Below are 17,708 nucleotides of genomic sequence, written 5' to 3'. Positions count from 1 at the left end.
AAGACAGGACCATGAAAAATTTATATCTTACCCTTGGCTTTCTGCTTGTAGCCGGTTCGGCGATGGCGCAGAGCGAAGAAACGAAGGCTGCCGACAAACTATTTGCGAGGCTTGAGTATGTAGACGCGGCGCAAGCCTACCTAAAAGTAAAAAAGAAAGACAACTACGTAGCAAAGCAACTTGCCGAGAGCTACTACAATATGTTCAACAGCAAGGAAGCGGTAAAATGGTTTGCAGAAGCCACTAAAACGCCACAGGATGCCGAGACGTACTACAAATATGCGCAGATGCTTAAAGCAGAAGGCAAGTATGAGGAGAGCAACGTGCAGATGCAGAAGTTTGCACAACTGGCACCCAACGACCAAAGGGCGGTAACCTTTAAACAAGACCCAAACTACCTGCCTAAGCTCCGTAACCAGGCCAAACTTTTTGATGAAAAGGTACTGGACATCAACGACAAGAAATACGGCAGCTTTGGTGCGGTACTGACCAATGACAACACCTTGTACTTTACCAGCGCAAGGAACACGGCAAGGAAAACCTATGGAGCCAACGATGAGCCGTTCCTTGATTTGTACCAGGCCACCTATAATGCCAACGGTACGATCAGCGAACCCACCCCGGTAAGCGATGTGAACAGTAAATGGCATGACGGCCCTGCTTCGGTAAGCCCTGACGGCAATACCCTGTACTTTTCAAGCGAGAGCTTTAAAGAAAAGAAACAATATGTAAAAGACAAGGAAAGCAACAGCAAGCAAGGTCAGGTATACCTGTACAAAGCCACAAAAGTCAACGGCAAGTGGGGCAACATCGAGGAACTGCCATTTAACGGCAAGACCTGGAGTACAGGCAACCCATCAGTAAGCAAAGACGGCAAATGGCTGTACTTCGCCTCGGACCGTGAAGGCTCGATGGGTGGCAGCAACGACATCTGGAAAGTAGAGATCAAGGGCAATAACAGTTATGGCGAGCCACAGAACCTAGGCCCGAAGGTAAACACCGAAGGCAGGGAAAGCTTCCCTTACATCACCGATAGTGACAAGCTATACTTCTCGACCGATGGCAGGAAAGGCTTTGGCGCATTAGACGTTTATGTGATCGACCTTAAAAAAGGCACCGAGGCACAGAACGTAGGCCAGCCGATTAACACCGGCAAGGACGACTTCGCCTTTACGTTTAATGACACAAAGAAAATTGGTTTCTTCTCAAGTAACCGTGACGGTTTTGACAAGATCTACCTTGCCACCCCGGTATGTGGTGTAGAAGCGATTGTAATGGTCAGGGACTCGAAAACAGGCAAAGCCATAGCAGCAGCCAAAGTGGCTATAGTAGATGAAAAAGGCAATGTTATCGAAACCCGCACGGCAGACAATAAAGGGCAGGTAAACTACAACATCGACTGTGACAGGCCGTACACGGTACAGGCCAGTGCAGAAGGTTATGTAAACAACACCTTCCCGGTAGCCAAGACCGCAGGCGGAGAGGTAACGGTAAATGCTAACCTTGACCCGATCGAAACGATCGTAAAACCAACAGAGATCGTGCTTAATGAAATATTCTTTGAATACGACAAGAGTAACATCACCAAAGAAGCAGCCTTTGAGCTTGACAAGGCGGTAGCCGCGATGAAAAACAACCCGGCCCTTGTGGTATTGGTTAAGTCTCACACCGACAGCCGTGGCAGTGACCAGTACAACATGAGCCTGTCTAACCGCAGGGCAAAGAGTACGGTACAGTACATCATCTCAAAAGGCATTGCTAAAGAGCGTATCTCAGGCAAAGGCTATGGCGAGAGCGAGCCTAAAGTGAAGTGCACAGAGTGTACTCAGGAAGAGCACGCACAAAACAGGAGGAGTGAATTCCTTATCGTGAAGCAGTAATTTACCGCGTCACAGTAATTCCAAATAATAATGCCCCCACGCCACAAGCGTGGGGGCATTTTGCTTTAAATAAATACCGCACTATTAAAATATACCGCTATTGTTTGGCGTTGCATTTTTTATAATAGAATAAATTATACCTATTTTTGCTAATCATTAAAAAACGCGCACAATTTGAGCCTCTATAAAAAGTTGTTTCAGCAAACAGCCATTTACGGTATTGCCACGGTAGTGCCCCGTATGTTCAGCTTTATAATTACGCCACTGCATACCACTCCCGGGGTAATGGATCCGGTTAAGTATGCGCAGGTATCGATCAATTTTTCATGGCTGGTATTTTTAAATGTATTGCTGGCTTATGGCATGGAAACATCTTTTTTCAGGTTTTATAATACAGAAAATAAGAAAGACGTAGTAAGTACGTCTACCATTTCATTATTCTGGTCATCGCTTGCATTTTTAGGCATAGCATTAGTATTTCGGAATAACCTTGCAGATGTGCTTAAAATTGACAGGGAGTACATCAGCTATATAATCTGGGTTTTGGTTCTAGATGCGTTAACTATAGCGCCTTTCTCTAAACTTCGGGCAGATGGGCGGCCTATTTTTTATGCGGTTGTAAAAGTGGGCAGCGTTGTTTTTTACCTTTTACTTAATTTCTTTTTCCTTGTTTGGCTACGCGACCTTGCAAATGCTTACCCTGACAGTATCTGGGCCAGTATTTATATCCGGGATTTTCAGGTGGGTTATGTGTTTCTTGCCGGGGTTATCTCAAGCCTGTCGGCACTGGTAATGCTTGCGCCGCACTACTTAAGGCTTTCATGGCACTTTAATTTCCCGCTCTGGAAAAAGATGATGCGCTATTCATTACCGGTAATGCTTGCGGGTATTGCTTTTGCCATAAATGAAACCTTTGACCGTCCGCTTTTAGGATATCTTAATGTTCCCGAAAGCCAGATAGGTATTTATTCTGCCTGCTACAAGCTGGCTGTATTTATGACCCTGTTTACTACAGCATTCAGGCTGGGTATAGAGCCGTTTTTCTTTAGCCAGGCGGGCAAAGAAAATGCAAGGGAAACCTATGCGGTAATAACTAAATACTTTGTAATACTTGGGTCGGTAATTCTCTTGGGAGTTATTGTTTTTGCGGACCTTCTTAAAGTGCTCATCATTCGCGATCCTGCTTACTGGGACGGTATGAAGGTGGTGCCGCTAATTATACTGGCAAACTTTTGCCTTGGCATATACAACAACCTTTCTGTATGGTATAAATTGTCAGATAAAACAAAAATGGGTGCTTACATCTCTGCCATTGGTGCGGTTGTAACACTGGCATTCAACTTTGCGCTTATCCCTGTTTGGGGATATACAGGCTCTGCAATTGCCACCGTTGCGGCTTATAGCACCATGATGCTGGTAAGTTATTTTGTAGGGGCAAAGTATTACCCTATTCCATACGATCTAAAGCGCATCGGGCTATACCTGGGGCTTTCAGTTTTACTAAGCGCCATTTCATTTTACGTTCCGGTGTTACGCCATACATACGCTTTTGGAATTATAGCATTCCTGGGCTTTATATGGCTCATTTATCGCAACGAAAAAAACACTCTTTTAAAATTCATCAAAAAATAAAATACAACAGTAATGTCAGTAACTATAAAAGTTATCAATAAATCGGGCCACGCCCTTCCTAATTACGAAACCATAGCATCTGCCGGTATGGACCTGCGTGCTGTTTTAGATGCTCCGGTAACGCTTGCCCCGCTTGAACGTGCTATAATAAAAACAGGCCTTTTTATAGAGCTTCCTATTGGTTTTGAAGCGCAGGTAAGACCACGTAGTGGTCTGGCTGCTAAAAATGGCGTAACAGTGCTTAACAGCCCGGGTACGATTGATGCCGACTATCGTGGTGAAGTTGGTGTAATTTTAGTAAATTTATCAAATCAGGCCTTTGTAGTAGAGAATGGCGAGCGCATAGCACAGCTTATCATTGCAAAACATGAACGTGCCGAATGGCTGGAAGCCGAAGAGCTAAGCGATACCGTTCGTGGTGCCGGAGGCTTTGGCAGCACAGGGGTAAAGTAATTCCTGATTTATAATATAGAACACAAATAAGAAAATGAAGATCATAGTTCCCATGGCAGGCAGAGGATCGCGCCTGCGCCCACATACGCTTACCGTACCTAAACCGTTAATTCCTATAGCAGGCAAGCCCATAGTGCACCGCCTTGTAGAAGATATAGCATCGGTTATTAACCGCGATATCGAAGAGATAGCATTTATTATACACAAAGATTTTGGAACCCAGGTAGAGAAAGACCTTATAGCCATTGCCGAAAAGCTTGGTGCTAAGGGCAGCATCTATTATCAGGAGAAACCGCTGGGTACTGCCCATGCTATTATGAGCGCTAAGGAGAGTATGACAGGCCCGGTTGTAGTGGCGTATGCCGATACACTATTCCGTGCCGATTTTACGTTAGATACTACGGCAGACAGCGTTATATGGGTGCAACGTGTAGATGACCCAAGTGCCTTTGGGGTAGTGCAGCTTAACGATAAGAATGAGATTACTGATTTTGTTGAGAAGCCAAAAGAATTTGTAAGCGACCTTGCCATTATAGGTATTTATTACTTTAAAAGTGGTGAAACGCTTCGAGCTGAATTGCAGTACTTGCTGGATAATGACATTATGAAGGGTGGCGAATACCAGCTTACTGACGGCCTTGAGAACATGAAACTGAAAGGTATGAAATTTGTACCCGGTAAGGTAGACCACTGGATGGACTGCGGTAACAAAGATGTTACGGTAGAGACTAACAGCCGTATGCTTAACTTTTTGCATAATGATGGCAAAAACCTGGTATCAGATACCGTAACTTTGGAGAACAGTACCATTATTCCGCCATGCTATATTGGCGAAGGTGTAGTACTTAAAAACAGTACAGTGGGGCCTAATGTTTCGCTTGGCGATAATACTAAAGTGGCCGATAGTACCATAAAAAACAGCCTTGTGCAAACTAATGCAGTTATCACTAATGCACAGCTTGATAATGCCATGATAGGCAACCATGCGGTGTTTAATGGTAAATTTACCGCAGTAAGCATTGGCGATTACTCGGTTTTAGAATAATACAGATATGAAATTTAAAATCCTATTTAGCGGCATGCTACTGTCGGGCTCCTTACTGGGGCCTGTAATGCTGTATGCACAGGAAGCACCCGAAGATATTGCGCTGAAGAGCAACGAATTTGAAGACAGCTTTTATGAGTCGCTAAAACAAAAAGGGATCGAGAATTATGATAAGGCCATAGCGGCACTACAAAAATGCCTTGGCAAAGAGCCAGACAATGCTGTGGTGTATAGCGAACTGGGCAGGAATTACATTTCGCTCAAAAACTATCTGGAAGCCGAAAGGGCCTTTAAAAAGGCTACCGAACTGGATCCGGCAAACCGCTGGTACTGGCAGGGGCTTTATGATGTGTATTATGAGCAGAAAGATTTTACCCGTGCCATAACCATTGTGCAAAAGCTGATGGAGTGGCGCAAGGCATATTATCAGGAAGACCTAGTGTCGCTGTATATGTACACCCAGCAGTATGATAAGGCACTGGCTGTGATTAACGAGATGGAACAAACGGTGGGCATGAGCGAAAAACGCGAAATGTACCGCCTGCAAATACTATCTGATGGTAAACTGTCTGCACCAAAAAAGGAGACACTGGAGGCCGCCATTAAAAAAGACCCTAAGAACGAGGCTAACTATATCGACCTGATCTACCTGTACAGCGAAAGCAGCCAGGAGGCAAAGGCCGAAGAGGTAGCCCGCAGGCTGGAGAAAGAAATACCTACAAGCGACTGGGCACAAATAAGCCTGTTTAAATTTCACATTAATAATAACGATGGGGAGAAGGCAGTGCAGAGCATGATGCAGGTTTTGGGCAGCCGAAAGATAGACAGCAAGATAAAGCACAGGGTGCTCAATGAGTTCCTGATCTTTGCCAATAACAATCCGGCTTATTTGCCACAGCTCGAAAAGGCAGTGAGTCATTTTGAGAACGATCGTACGATAAATGTTCCGAAAGAGGTGGGCAAGTTTTTCTTCAATAAAAAAAATTATGCCGAGGCGATACGCTATTTTGAAAAAGGGATAGCCCAAAAAGAGGATGACCCGGAAGGGGTGGAGCTATTACTCTTTACCTATGCTGAAGGCGCGCAAAACGATAAATTGTATAAAACGGCTACAAAGTATATTGACCTGTACCCTACGCAGGCATCATTGTACTATTATGCCGGCCTTGCTGCTAACAGGCAGCAGCAATATGCAAAAGCAAAAGATTATTTAGAAAGCGGTATGGACTTTGTAGTGGAGGATGCGGCGCTGTTAGCCAAATTTAAACAACAGCTTGATGTTACCAGGAAAGCCCTGGGTAAAAGCTAAAAACCATCCGTCTAAAAAATAAATTGTTATGAAAAAGATTTTAATTGTACTATTCGCTGCGGGAACGCTTTTTTCGTCGTGCAAAAGCAAGCAGTCTGCCGCTACAGTGGCAGAGGGTACTGCCGGCGAAGATAAAGGCAGTAAAGAAATTATTGCAGGGCATTATAAAAACCCACACAATTTTAGTACCCTGCTTATAAAGGCAGATGCAGCGTACAAAGACCATAAGCAATCGCAAAACGTATCGGCAGAGATACGTATCAAAAAAGATGAAACCATACTGGTAAGTGTACGCTTTCTGGGCATTACTATGGCTAAAGCGCTTATAACACCACAGGAGGTAACCTATTATGAGAAGATAAACGGCACCTACTTTAAAGGTAATTATGCCGTGCTGAGCCGCTGGCTGGGTACGGATCTTGATTTTACCAAAGTACAAAATATGCTTATAGGCGAAGCACTGGACGACCTTACAAAAGGATCTTATAAATCTGCGATAGATAATGGGCAGTACAAGCTTACAGGCAAGGCAAGTGGCGGTATTATTAAAGAGTTTTTATTTGAGGGTGCTAACTACCTGCTTAAAAAGCAACATATAGAACAGGGTGGCCAGCAGCCACGCAGCCTTGATATTGCTTACCCGTCGCATCATGAATATCCGCAGGCCATACTGCCATCGGGTATTAAAATAGAGGCAGAACAAAAAGACCGCGTAAATATAGATATTGTATATGCGTCGGTAAAATTTGACGAGAAACTGACGTTTCCTTATGAGGTACCAGAGGGATACGAACAGATATTTATAGAATAACCAGAAAAACAGAACCTTAACAATCGGCATGAAACAATTATTGCTCACCCTTTTTCTTTTAGGCTATGGCGCTGTGGCAATGGCCCAGGGCGGCGACCAGCAAAAAAAGCTGGAAGTACGCAAGGCAGAAATACAGCGTGAAATAAAGGCACTTAATAGCCTTATTAAGGGTGAAAGCTCTAAAGAAAAATCGGTGCTCAGCAAAATTGCCGATAATGAGGCTAAGATAAAGCTTAGTGAAAAGCTTATTAATACCACCCAAAAGCAAACCCGTTTGCTTACCGATGACATTTACCTTAACCAGCTTAAGATAAATAAGCTGAATAAGCAGCTTGTAGTATTAAAAGAAGACTATGCCAAAACGCTTTTAAACGCGTATAAGAGCAGATCTGACCAAAGCCGTATAATGTTTATACTTTCGTCAGATAATTTCCTGGAGGCTTATAAAAGGGTGCAATACATGAAGCAGTATGCCAGCTTTAGAAAGGTGCAGGGAGAAGAGATACGCGACAAGATGAAAGAGCTTGAAATGCTACAGGAAAAACTGGGTGTACAAAAAAAGGACAAGGAAAAGTTACTGGCTGAAAGCCGTAAAGATAAGCAGGAGCTGGAAGGAGACCGGGAAGAGCAGAAGAAACTGGCTAAAGTAATACAGAAAGACAAGAAAAAATATACTGCCGAAGTTAAGAGCAAACAAAAAGAAAGCCGTGAAATAGACCGCAAGATCGATGCAATGATACGTGCCGCGATAGCCGAAGCCAACAGAAAGGCTGCTGCGGCAAAAAAGGCTGCGGAAGCTAAGAGCGCCGCATCATCTTCGGCATCAGAAAGTAGAAAAGCAACCGCTTCAAAACCTGCCGAGGCTAAAGCTTCTTCATCCAAGATCATGCTTACTAAAGAGGGCAAGGTAATATCTGATAACTTTAAAGCTAATAAGGGCAGGTTGCCATGGCCTGTAGAAGGTTATATAGCATTGGGGTATGGCAAGCAGGCGCACCCGGTTATAGACGGTGTTGAGATCAACAACCACGGTATAGACTTCAGGACAAAGCCAAGTGCCCCTGTAAAGGCAGTGTTTAGCGGCGAGGTATTAAGTATACAGGTATTGCGCAGTAATAATAAAACCGTCTGTGTGCAGCACGGAGATTTTCTTACCATATACTCTAACCTGCGTAGTGTAGATGTAAGCCCGGGCGACAAGGTATCTATCAACCAGAAAATAGGCAATGTAGGAGAAGATTATGAAGGCCAGCCGATACTTAAGTTTATAGTATCGCAAAACGACAAGTTGCAAAACCCTTCGCTATGGCTTGTTAAGTAGTATAACAAACGCATTAAACAAAAAACACCTGTCAGGTTTAAGAAGTACCTGACAGGTGTTTTTTGTTTAAGTATGTGATAAAAAGTGCTTTATTAACTTCAGGAAAAATAGACTAATTGATGTCTACAGAATAGTTCAGCATATTTCGGTTAGGGCTTTCCAGCGCCTTGCGCGAACGTAGCACATTTCTAAGCAGTATATTGTTCCATCCGGTGCGTTTTTGCCATGAAGCAAAGGTTTCTGTACGCCAGTCATAACCATCTTTCCAGGAGTAACGAGGCGAAATATAGTAGTAGGTATAGGGCTGTATGTAAGAGCTGTCATTACTTGTTTTTACCACCAGCGATTCGGCTTCGTTACGAACAACAGATTGTGGCGCCAGTATAGTTATATCCCGTTTGGCAGCTTCGGTTCTCAGCGGTGCCAGTACTTTGTTATAATCGGTTTCAATATCGCGCAGGCTAAAGTTACTGTAGGTGGTTTCGCCTATCTTGTCAATGGGCCTGAACTGGATAATGTCTATCGCATACTCGCCAAAGAGTGTAAAGAAATCCTGTAGCTCATAAAAATTATCGGTATTGAACGTGTAGTTTATACGCAGGCGGAAACCCGGAGTCTTCTTTTTTTGGTCGGTAATGGCCTTTAAAACATCACGGAACTTTTCGTAATTACCTTTATCCATAAGGTTTTCGTAACTCTCTTTATGCACACCGTGCATACTCATGATGATCTCATTAAGCCCCGCTTCGGCAAATGCCGAAATATCTGCTGCGCTTAGCAAATTGCCATTGGTTACCATACTAATGTAAGGTACTTTATTTTCTTTGGCCAGTTGAATAAGTCGGGTATTGTGCTTAAACAGCGTAGGTTCTGCACCACAGCCTATTTGTAACTTAAGGGCATTTTTAAAAACGGCTTTAGCCAGTGGCTCAAGGTCATCTTCTTTAAACATCCCTTTCATATGGGTCTTTACAAACTCAGCATCGGTAAAATAACACATTTTGCAACGCAGGTTACAGGCCAGCACCGGATCCATTTGTATAGCCAGGTAGCGCTTGTTAAGCACAGAAAGCACCCAAAGCCCAAGGAACTTAATACGGTGGCTTTTTATAAACTGGTTGAATTTTAGTAATTTGTAAATATCCATAGCAGTAGGTTGTATCGCAAAGTTACACAAAGGAGGCACAAAGCCACACAAATATACCGTTATGTAACGTTACTTTGTGCATCTTCGTGCCTCCCGGTTATTTCTTTTAAGATATTACTACCCTATCACCTTATACAGTTTGTCTGACAATCTGATTCTGAACGGCAGGTTAAACGTAACCTTATCTCCGGCAGTTGCAGTATCGCCCTCGGCACCGTTTACACGAAGCGCTTCAACAGTAAGCTGCTGCTCGCCTGTGGTAGGACCCGAAATGATAATTTTATCGCCGGCTTTCAGTTCGCCCTGCTCTATGGTAAACTGGCCTACACCTGCTTTAGGGTAGTAGTGCTCGCCTTTGCCAATAAGTGTTTTGCGAATGCGTGCGCGTACTGGTTTTGTGGCGGTAGCAATTGGGGTGTCGCTTAATGCACCACTTTGTTTAAAGGCCAGTTTGTCGCTCTTGCCTTTTCGGAAAATCATATTGCCTTTATTTACACCACGGCGCAGCGCTTTTTGTTCTTCTTCCGGTAGTTGTATTATCTCCAGACATTCTGGCGAACAGGTGTTGTGCATGCTCGACTGGCACTCATCACACTGGATGAACAGCAGGTGGCAGGCCTCGTTAGCACAGTTTGTATGGTTGTCGCACGGTTTGCCGCACTGGTGGCATTGCGAAAGGATATCATCTGTAATTCGTTCGCCCAGGCGACCGTCGAATACAAAGTTCTTGCCTATAAATTTACTTTCTAAACCTTCTTCTTTTACCTGACGGGTATATTCAATAATACCGCCTTCAAGCTGGTATACATTTTTAAAACCTTTGTGTTTAAAGAATGCCGAAGCCTTCTCGCATCGAATACCGCCTGTGCAGTACATCAGCAGGTTTTTGTCTTCTTTATGGTCTGATAATTGTCCTTCGATAATTGGCAATGACTCACGGAATGTTTCTACGTCAGGTGTTAATGCCCCGCGGAAATGCCCTATCTCACTTTCATAATGGTTACGGAAATCGACTACTATGGTATTAGGGTCTTCCAGCATCTGGTTAAAATCTGCCGCGCCTAAGTGTATGCCCTTATTAGTCACGTCAAAAGACGCATCATCAAGACCATCGGCCACAATTTTATCGCGCACTTTAATGGTCAGTTTCAGAAACGAAAGGTCGTCGTGCTCTACTGCCACATTCAGGCGAATGTCTTTAAGAAACGGTATGGTATCAAGGTGGTCTTTAAAGGTATAGAAGTTATCTGCCGGGAGCGAAAGCTGGGCGTTAATACCTTCTTTAGCCACGTAGATACGCCCCAGTACCTCAAGCCGGTTCCAGGCCATGAATAATGAATCGCGAAATTGTTTAGGGTCTTCGATGTGCGCGTAGGCGTAGAAAGACAGCGTTAGGCGCTGCTTGCCGCTATCTTCTATAAGAGCGGCCCTTTCTTCTGCGCTTAATGTGTTATACAGTTGCATGCTATCACAAATTAAGTTAGTAAGAAATAAAAATATGCTGCGGCTCCTATTGGCGGAACCGCAGCAAAGGTAAAAAAAATTTATTTGGTTGGTGGTTATCGGTTGTTAGTTGCCCGAAAAATGGTTTTATTTTCTCACACGGTACTTCTTTTTGTTCCTCCACGGTGCGCTTTTTTGAACGTCCCCAGCCATAATACATCCGTAAGGCATCACTTCGTCCAGCACTTCGCAAAGCCCGTATTCTTCAATTTGTGTCCTTACATTTTTAGCACTTTTGTAGGCACTTGGCAGTTCAGAAATATCAATTTCGTTGCTAAAAAACCTTATGTCTAATCCCTGGGTTTCTTCGGCAAAAATCTCGTCAACCGTTTTATGGGCAAGAGATTTTTTATGGAACGTCCTGCTGTAGTTCCTCCCTGCTCCGTGAGGGGCAAAACCTAAATTTCTGCCGTTTGTTGTTCCCTGAACAATCAATACAGGCTCTGCCATATTCAGGGGAATTAACCTCGGTCCTGTAATATCCGGCAAAAATTTATCGTCTAGCGGAGTTGCCCCTTTTGCGTGGTAAAATAAATCACCATCCCTAAATACAAAGTTATGTTCGTTCCAGTACCTGTCCTGTTTTTCGATATTTAATTTTTGTAAAACAGCGTTATGAATAGACTCATGGTTTTCCTTTGTCCATGCCCTTATTAACTGTAATGCCTCCCAGTATTTCTGGCCTTCTTCGGTTTCAAACGGAATCCAGGCATTTTCTTTAAGGGTATCGGGAGATAGCTCTATCCTGAAACGGTTTGCAACCTTCATTCCCTTATCATATAACACGGCACCAGGAGCTCTTGACCCGTGATGGGTAACTAACATGGTGTTGCCGGTATTCTTAGAAATCCCTATAAACAGGAAGTGGTTACCATCTCCCTGAGTACCCATGTGGGAACGGGCGGTGCTTATTAGTTTTTCATCGTTCAGGAAGAAGTTCTTCCTAAACGCGTCCATTAATTCGTCAGACATTGGCATCTGCTCCCCCCTTGGCCTGCCACCGTAACCAAAATGAGTGATGGCCTGCGCTGTATCTAAAACGGTTTTAGGATTGGCTTTACCAAAATCGGTCAGCATTACAGAGCAGCAAATATCTGCGCTGTGAAACCCCGGATGTATTGCGTTTTTTGCCACTACAACACCACCCACAGGAATATGGCCTTCCGGACCGGTAGGGCACGCATCGGGCATTATGGCACCGGCAACTAAAGTTGGTGTTTTCATAAGGGTATTCATTGTATTGATTACCTTCTCTACGTTGTCCACTTCACTTTCATGTTCGGCTCTTATGTTTATTATAAATTCTGTTGGCTCAGCGTGAAGCGGCAACGGTTCGGGCAGCCTGAATTGTTCCAGGTATATGCTCATTTCGTCTTCGCTTAAATTGTTTTCATTAATGTGTGCTAATGCTTCGGCAAACCATTTTCCGGGTTTGTAACCTAAAGCAATTAATTCAGTTCCGGTAATTGTTTTCATGGTCTTTATTATTTTACTGATGCAAAGAAATATACCAAGTGCGCAATGTATCTGCGCAGATAAATGTTTTTTTGTAGTTTTATGAAAAAAAATAATGTCTTCAAATAAAAATGCCCTGATACGCTATAAGATACTGGATAAATGCCTTAGCAATAAATTTAAAAAGTATACGCTTGACGATCTTATAAACGAGTGTTCTGAAGCCTTATTTGAGTTTGAAGGCAAAGAAGCCTACATTAGTAAAAGGACTATACAGGCAGATTTACAGAATATGCGCAGCGAAAAATTTGGCTATGAGGCGCCTATTGAAGTATATGAGAAAAAATACTACCGTTACAGCGATCCTGAATACAGTATTCATAATATATCGGTCAATGAAAACGACCTGAAAACAATGAATAATGCTATACAGATACTGAAACAGTTTAAAGATTTTTCGATGTTTTCTGAAATGAATGGGGTTCTACAAAAATTAGAAAACTCAATACATTCAGTCCAGGAGAAATCTATTATTCATCTTGATAAAAATGATCAGTTAAAAGGACTGGAGTTTATAGATATACTGTATCAGAGTATTTTGAATAAAAGGGTTTTGAATATTAATTACCGTAGCTTTTCGGCAAAAGATTTTTCATCGTTCACCATTCATCCACAATTTTTGAAAGAATATAATAACAGATGGTTTTTATTTGGTGTGAAAGAGGGAAAGATCATAAACCTTGCCTTAGACAGGATGCAGGAAATAGACGTTTTAGAAGATGAAGTTTATAACGATAAAAAGATAGATCCTGATAATTTTTTCAGGGAGGTTATAGGAGTAACGGTTTCAGAAAGGCAAAGGGGCAGGAATATAATTTTTTTTGTAGAAAAATCTAACGCGCCCTATGTAAAAACCAAGCCCTTTCATCATTCGCAAGTTGTAGTGGAAGAAAAGGAGGGAGGGACGGTTTTTAAAATCTGCGTACAGATTAACTATGAGCTGGAAAGATTGCTGTTAGGATTTGGCGATTCGCTACAAATAATTCAACCTGAAAAGTTACGACTGCGAATGGTGCATAAACTTAGAAAAGCGTTGAAAAATTATACACTGTAGACATTCCTAAATGGCCTTAACCCTTATATAATATACCATTGTAACTTAATGATTATCTTTGCAGCCACAAAACCCAAGTCGTAAACCCATGAAAAAACATATCCTTTCCTTAAGTCTTGCCTTACTGTTTACCCTTACCGCTGTAGCACAGTTTAATAAAAATATTGTGGTAGCCCACCGTGGTGCCTGGAAAACCAACGGCCTGCCCGAAAACTCTATTGCATCGTTAAACAAAGCTATTGAAGAAGGCTGCCACGGTGCTGAGTTCGACGTGCACCTTACCAAAGATGATATTCTGGTAGTAAACCATGACCATGACTTTTACGGACTCGATATTGAAAAAAGTACTTATGCTGAACTGCTGACTAAAAAGCACCCTAACGGCGAGAGCATCCCCACGCTGGAGGCTTACCTTGCAGCAGGCATGAAACAGAAAAAGACCAAGCTGATACTGGAAATCAAGACCAGCCGGATAAGCCCTGAACGTGCCCTTGAAGTTACTAGCGCCGCCGTAGCAATGGTACAAAAGCTAAAGGCAACCAAATGGGTAGAGTACATTTGCTTTAGTTATGAAGTAGGCAAGCGCATACATGAGCTGGACAAAAAAGCCAAAATACAATATCTGGAAGGCAACAAACCCCCCGCCGAACTTAAAGCTGCCGGCTATACCGGATTAGATTACCACTTTAGTGTTTACAAAGAGCACCCTAACTGGATTGCCGAAGCACATAAACTTGGCCTTACCGTAAATGCCTGGACTGTGAACGACCGTGCCGAAATGGAAAACCTTATCAGCCAAAAAGTAGAGTACATTACTACCAATGAGCCGGAGTTGTTGTTTGAGGTGGTGAAAAAATAATTACAATTAGGGCATTATTCTAATATTGCTGCCCATCCACCATTTTTTGCCATGGCGATATTTATTGTATCACCGTAATGTACCGTGATGGTTTTCTTTCTGTAGTCCATTGCCTGGCGGTTAGCATTAATGCCGTCTTCAAAATAGGTCATTGTGTAGGTTTTGCCTTTTTCGATAAAGTCAAAATTTATGGCAAACTCCCTCGACGTTTTATGGCCATTGGTAATACCGCCTATAAACCATTTGTTTTGGTTACGCTTTGCAACAATAGCTACCTCTCCTACATTTGCTTCGATTATATGGGTCTCATCCCAAGTGGTAGGCACGCTCGTTATAAACTTAGTGCAGTCTTCATTTCTGTAATATAATGTCGGGTTATCTGCCAGCATTTGTAGTCCGCTTTCAAAAACTACAAACAAGGCAAGTTGGTAGGCTCTTGTGCCCACACCGGCAGCGTTAGGCCTTGCTGCTTTATACACTTCCGGTTGCATGCTTATCATAGCTCCGGGAGTATAATCCATAGGGCCTACAGCATTCCGTATGAAAGGAATGAAGAGGCTGTTATCGGGCGGGCAAAATTCCATTTGCTCCATGCCCCTCACACCTTCGTATGATATTACATTCGGGTATTTGTATTCCAGCCCCGCAGGTTTAAACGCACCATGAAAATCTATAAGCTGTTTGTGCTTTGCTGCTTCGCGCGCCACATTTTCATAAAAGTTAACCATTACCTGATCACTTCGTTCCATAAAGTCGATTTTAACGCCCTTTACGCCCCATTTTTCAAACGTTGCAAAAACGTCCATATTGTTTTGTACGGTAAGCCACGTAAGCCAGAGGATAACCCCTACATTTTTTTCTTTTCCATATCTTATAATTTCCTTCACGTCAACTTCAGGGTTAGGCGTGTAAGGGTCAATGGTTGTTTTTGCCCATCCCTCATCCATTATTATATATTTTACCCCAAATTTTGAAGCAAAATCTATGTAATACTTGTACGTGTCAAGATTATAGCCAGATACAAAATTTACATCCGGGCCATAGGGAGCAGCATCATTCCACCATTCCCAGCTTGCCTGTCCCGGCTTTACCCATGAGTAATCGTCTGCGCTGCTTTGGGGTGCAAGTTTAAGGGTCATACAATTCTCCAGCAGTTGTTTATCCTCTTTTGATATTACAAAATAACGCCACGGAAATGTGCGTGTACCCTTAGTTTTTGCTATATAGGTAGCCTCATTTGTAATTTTCAGGCTACGGTCGCCATCGGGACCGAAAGTAAGAGGCGCCTTTGGAAATTTAGAAACAACCCCGTTATTGTTGCCTCCCAGAAACATACATGGATAATCACTAAGGTCAGATTCGCTTACAAGTAATTTGTATCCCTTTCTTGTGTCAATTAAAAACGGCAGCGTAGACATATTATCTGCATTTCTCCAGTCTTTAGCTTCGGTGGTTGCATACTTCTCTTCATAAGCAGTTTTAAACCCTCCGGTAGCTTGTAAATGCAATAGATAATCGTCAGGAATGGCAAGTTTAAATTCTTCATCAACTACTTCAATGTCATTTTTCTTAGATGTAATAAACCTGTACGCCACGCCATCATTAAACGCACGAAACTCTACACTAAACTTGTTCTTAAAATTTAGAGTCAGGTAGTTATAGTTGTTAGGTACCGAGGAATATTTTAAGGGCACTAAAGGCTTGATAAGTTTTGAAACTGAGCCTTTCTTACTGTCTTTCAGCCTGGGGTTATTTCCGAGTACTTCATCTTTGAGTGAGAGCGATAAAGTATTCTTATCTGTTAGCTTGTTACCACCGTGAGATAAAGTGTAATATATCTTATCTTTAATGGTAATAGATACTTTAACAGCTTTGTCCGGCGAAAGCAGTTCAAATGAATTCTGAGCATTTACGCTTAACGAAATAACCATTACAAGAAATGCTGTTAGAACAAATTTTAGTTTCATTTTGAATATTTTGAACAAATATATAAACTAAAACGTTTTAGCAAAAAAATAGTGCAATAAAAAATTTAAAAGAAAATATTTTCTTAATTAAGATTATTTTCTTAATATTGCAATATCAAATAAAAGGAATTACTTTTACTCAAAATACACAAAGCACCATGAGTGGAGAAAAAGAAGCTAAATTAAAAGCATTACAGCTTACGCTGGATAAATTAGATAAAGCCTATGGCAAAGGTACCGTAATGAAACTGGGCGACCGCGCTGTAGAAGAGGTAGAGGCCATACCATCAGGATCACTTGGTATAGACCTTGCTCTTGGGGTAAACGGTTACCCACGTGGCAGGATCATAGAGATATACGGACCGGAATCTTCGGGTAAAACCACTCTTACACTGCACGCTATTGCTGAGGCGCAAAAGGCCGGTGGTATTGCTGCTTTTATTGATGCTGAGCACGCTTTTGACCGCGGTTATGCCCAAAAGCTTAATGTAGATATAGAAAACCTTATCATATCGCAGCCTGATAACGGTGAGCAGGCACTTGAAATTGCTGAGAACCTTATACGCTCTGGCGCTATAGATATTGTGGTTATCGACTCGGTTGCTGCACTTACACCTAAGAGCGAAATTGAAGGAGAAATGGGCGACTCTAAAATGGGTCTTCATGCCCGCCTTATGAGCCAGGCGCTTCGTAAGCTTACAGGTACCATAAGCAAAACCAACTGTACGGTATTCTTTATCAACCAGCTTCGTGAAAAAATTGGTGTTATGTTTGGGAATCCTGAAACGACCACGGGTGGTAATGCACTTAAGTTTTATGCTTCGGTAAGGCTTGACATCCGTAAGTCATCGCAAATAAAAGATGGCGACAATGTAATAGGTAACCGCACCAAGGTAAAAATAGTAAAGAACAAGGTTGCGCCGCCTTTTAAAACCGCCGAATTCGACATTATGTATGGCGAGGGTGTTAGTAAAACAGGCGAAATACTGGATCTTGCAGTAGAGTTTGAGATCATCAAGAAATCGGGTTCATGGTTTAGCTACGGCGATACCAAACTGGGGCAGGGGCGCGATGCTGTTAAGGCATTGATTAAAGACAATCCTGAACTGGCCGATGAGGTGGAACTGAAAATAAAGGAGGCCATTAAAGAAAATATGGACTAAAAACTTAAGACCCGGATTGTTCCGGGTTTTTTTATTGTATTTTTATAAG

14 protein-coding genes are annotated in these 17,708 nt (G+C 42.6%); 10 read left to right on the top strand and 4 right to left on the bottom strand.

Translation table 11 applies throughout. The features are described 5' to 3' along the window. Positions 1-11 precede the first annotated feature (11 nt). The 7 genes from DYH63_RS17740 to DYH63_RS17710 all read left to right on the top strand — a co-directional run bounded on the left by DYH63_RS17740 (position 12) and on the right by DYH63_RS17710 (position 8,451). Positions 12-1,880: an OmpA family protein gene (locus tag DYH63_RS17740; protein ID WP_116790073.1), complete on the top strand. Its 1,869-nt coding sequence runs from the start codon at positions 12-14 to the stop codon at positions 1,878-1,880. Between the two features lie 174 nt (positions 1,881-2,054). After that, positions 2,055-3,512, top strand: coding sequence for a lipopolysaccharide biosynthesis protein (locus tag DYH63_RS17735; RefSeq protein ID WP_116790072.1), 1,458 nt, complete (start codon positions 2,055-2,057; stop codon positions 3,510-3,512). Positions 3,513-3,524: 12 nt separating this feature from the next. Then, positions 3,525-3,965, top strand: coding sequence for a dUTP diphosphatase (gene dut / locus DYH63_RS17730; RefSeq protein WP_116790071.1), 441 nt, complete (start codon positions 3,525-3,527; stop codon positions 3,963-3,965). 34 nt (positions 3,966-3,999) lie between these two features. Next, positions 4,000-5,010, top strand: coding sequence for a sugar nucleotidyltransferase (locus DYH63_RS17725; protein ID WP_116790070.1), 1,011 nt, complete (start codon positions 4,000-4,002; stop codon positions 5,008-5,010). Positions 5,011-5,017: 7 nt separating this feature from the next. Beyond that, positions 5,018-6,319 carry a tetratricopeptide repeat protein gene (locus DYH63_RS17720; RefSeq protein WP_116790069.1) on the top strand — a complete coding sequence of 434 codons (1,302 nt, stop codon included), beginning with the start codon at positions 5,018-5,020 and terminating at the stop codon, positions 6,317-6,319. A gap of 28 nt (positions 6,320-6,347) precedes the next feature. Beyond that, positions 6,348-7,130 (top strand): lipoprotein insertase outer membrane protein LolB1, encoded by a 783-nt coding sequence (gene lolB1 / locus DYH63_RS17715; RefSeq protein ID WP_116790068.1) that lies wholly within the window; start codon positions 6,348-6,350, stop codon positions 7,128-7,130. 28 nt (positions 7,131-7,158) lie between these two features. Then, entirely contained in the window at positions 7,159-8,451 is a 1,293-nt protein-coding gene (locus DYH63_RS17710) for a murein hydrolase activator EnvC family protein (protein ID WP_116790067.1), read from the top strand. A gap of 112 nt (positions 8,452-8,563) precedes the next feature. Here DYH63_RS17710 and DYH63_RS17705 read toward each other — a convergent pair whose 3' ends face one another. The 3 genes from DYH63_RS17705 to DYH63_RS17695 form a co-directional block, all read right to left on the bottom strand. Next, the gene (locus DYH63_RS17705; protein WP_116790066.1) at positions 8,564-9,598 is read right to left on the bottom strand and encodes a radical SAM protein; all 1,035 of its coding nucleotides are present in this window, start codon (positions 9,596-9,598) and stop codon (positions 8,564-8,566) included. A gap of 117 nt (positions 9,599-9,715) precedes the next feature. Beyond that, on the bottom strand, positions 9,716-11,062 hold the full coding sequence (gene trhO / locus DYH63_RS17700; RefSeq protein WP_116790065.1) for an oxygen-dependent tRNA uridine(34) hydroxylase TrhO: 1,347 nt from the start codon (positions 11,060-11,062) through the stop codon (positions 9,716-9,718). Positions 11,063-11,188: 126 nt separating this feature from the next. Then, positions 11,189-12,577 carry an RtcB family protein gene (locus DYH63_RS17695; RefSeq protein ID WP_116790064.1) on the bottom strand — a complete coding sequence of 463 codons (1,389 nt, stop codon included), beginning with the start codon at positions 12,575-12,577 and terminating at the stop codon, positions 11,189-11,191. Positions 12,578-12,671: 94 nt separating this feature from the next. Here DYH63_RS17695 and DYH63_RS17690 point away from each other — a divergent pair, with 94 nt between their 5' ends. Continuing rightward, positions 12,672-13,670, top strand: a complete 999-nt coding sequence (locus DYH63_RS17690; RefSeq protein ID WP_116790063.1) for a helix-turn-helix transcriptional regulator — start codon at positions 12,672-12,674, stop codon at positions 13,668-13,670. An 88-nt stretch (positions 13,671-13,758) separates the two neighbouring features. Further along, positions 13,759-14,529 carry a glycerophosphodiester phosphodiesterase gene (locus DYH63_RS17685; RefSeq protein ID WP_116790062.1) on the top strand — a complete coding sequence of 257 codons (771 nt, stop codon included), beginning with the start codon at positions 13,759-13,761 and terminating at the stop codon, positions 14,527-14,529. A gap of 14 nt (positions 14,530-14,543) precedes the next feature. Here the strand turns inward: DYH63_RS17685 and DYH63_RS17680 are convergent, their stop codons facing one another. Continuing rightward, positions 14,544-16,496 (bottom strand): glycoside hydrolase family 97 protein, encoded by a 1,953-nt coding sequence (locus DYH63_RS17680; RefSeq protein WP_116790061.1) that lies wholly within the window; start codon positions 16,494-16,496, stop codon positions 14,544-14,546. 158 nt (positions 16,497-16,654) lie between these two features. Between DYH63_RS17680 and recA the strand changes: the two genes are divergently transcribed. Further along, positions 16,655-17,659: a recombinase RecA gene (recA, locus tag DYH63_RS17675; RefSeq protein ID WP_116790060.1), complete on the top strand. Its 1,005-nt coding sequence runs from the start codon at positions 16,655-16,657 to the stop codon at positions 17,657-17,659. The last annotated feature ends 49 nt before the right edge of the window (positions 17,660-17,708 follow it).

Origin of the sequence: Flavobacterium psychrotrophum (genome assembly GCF_003403075.1) — a bacterium.
GTDB classification, from domain to species: domain Bacteria; phylum Bacteroidota; class Bacteroidia; order Flavobacteriales; family Flavobacteriaceae; genus Flavobacterium; species Flavobacterium psychrotrophum.
Note: the sequence above shows the minus strand (reverse complement) of the source record. Positions and strands in the feature narration are given on the sequence as shown.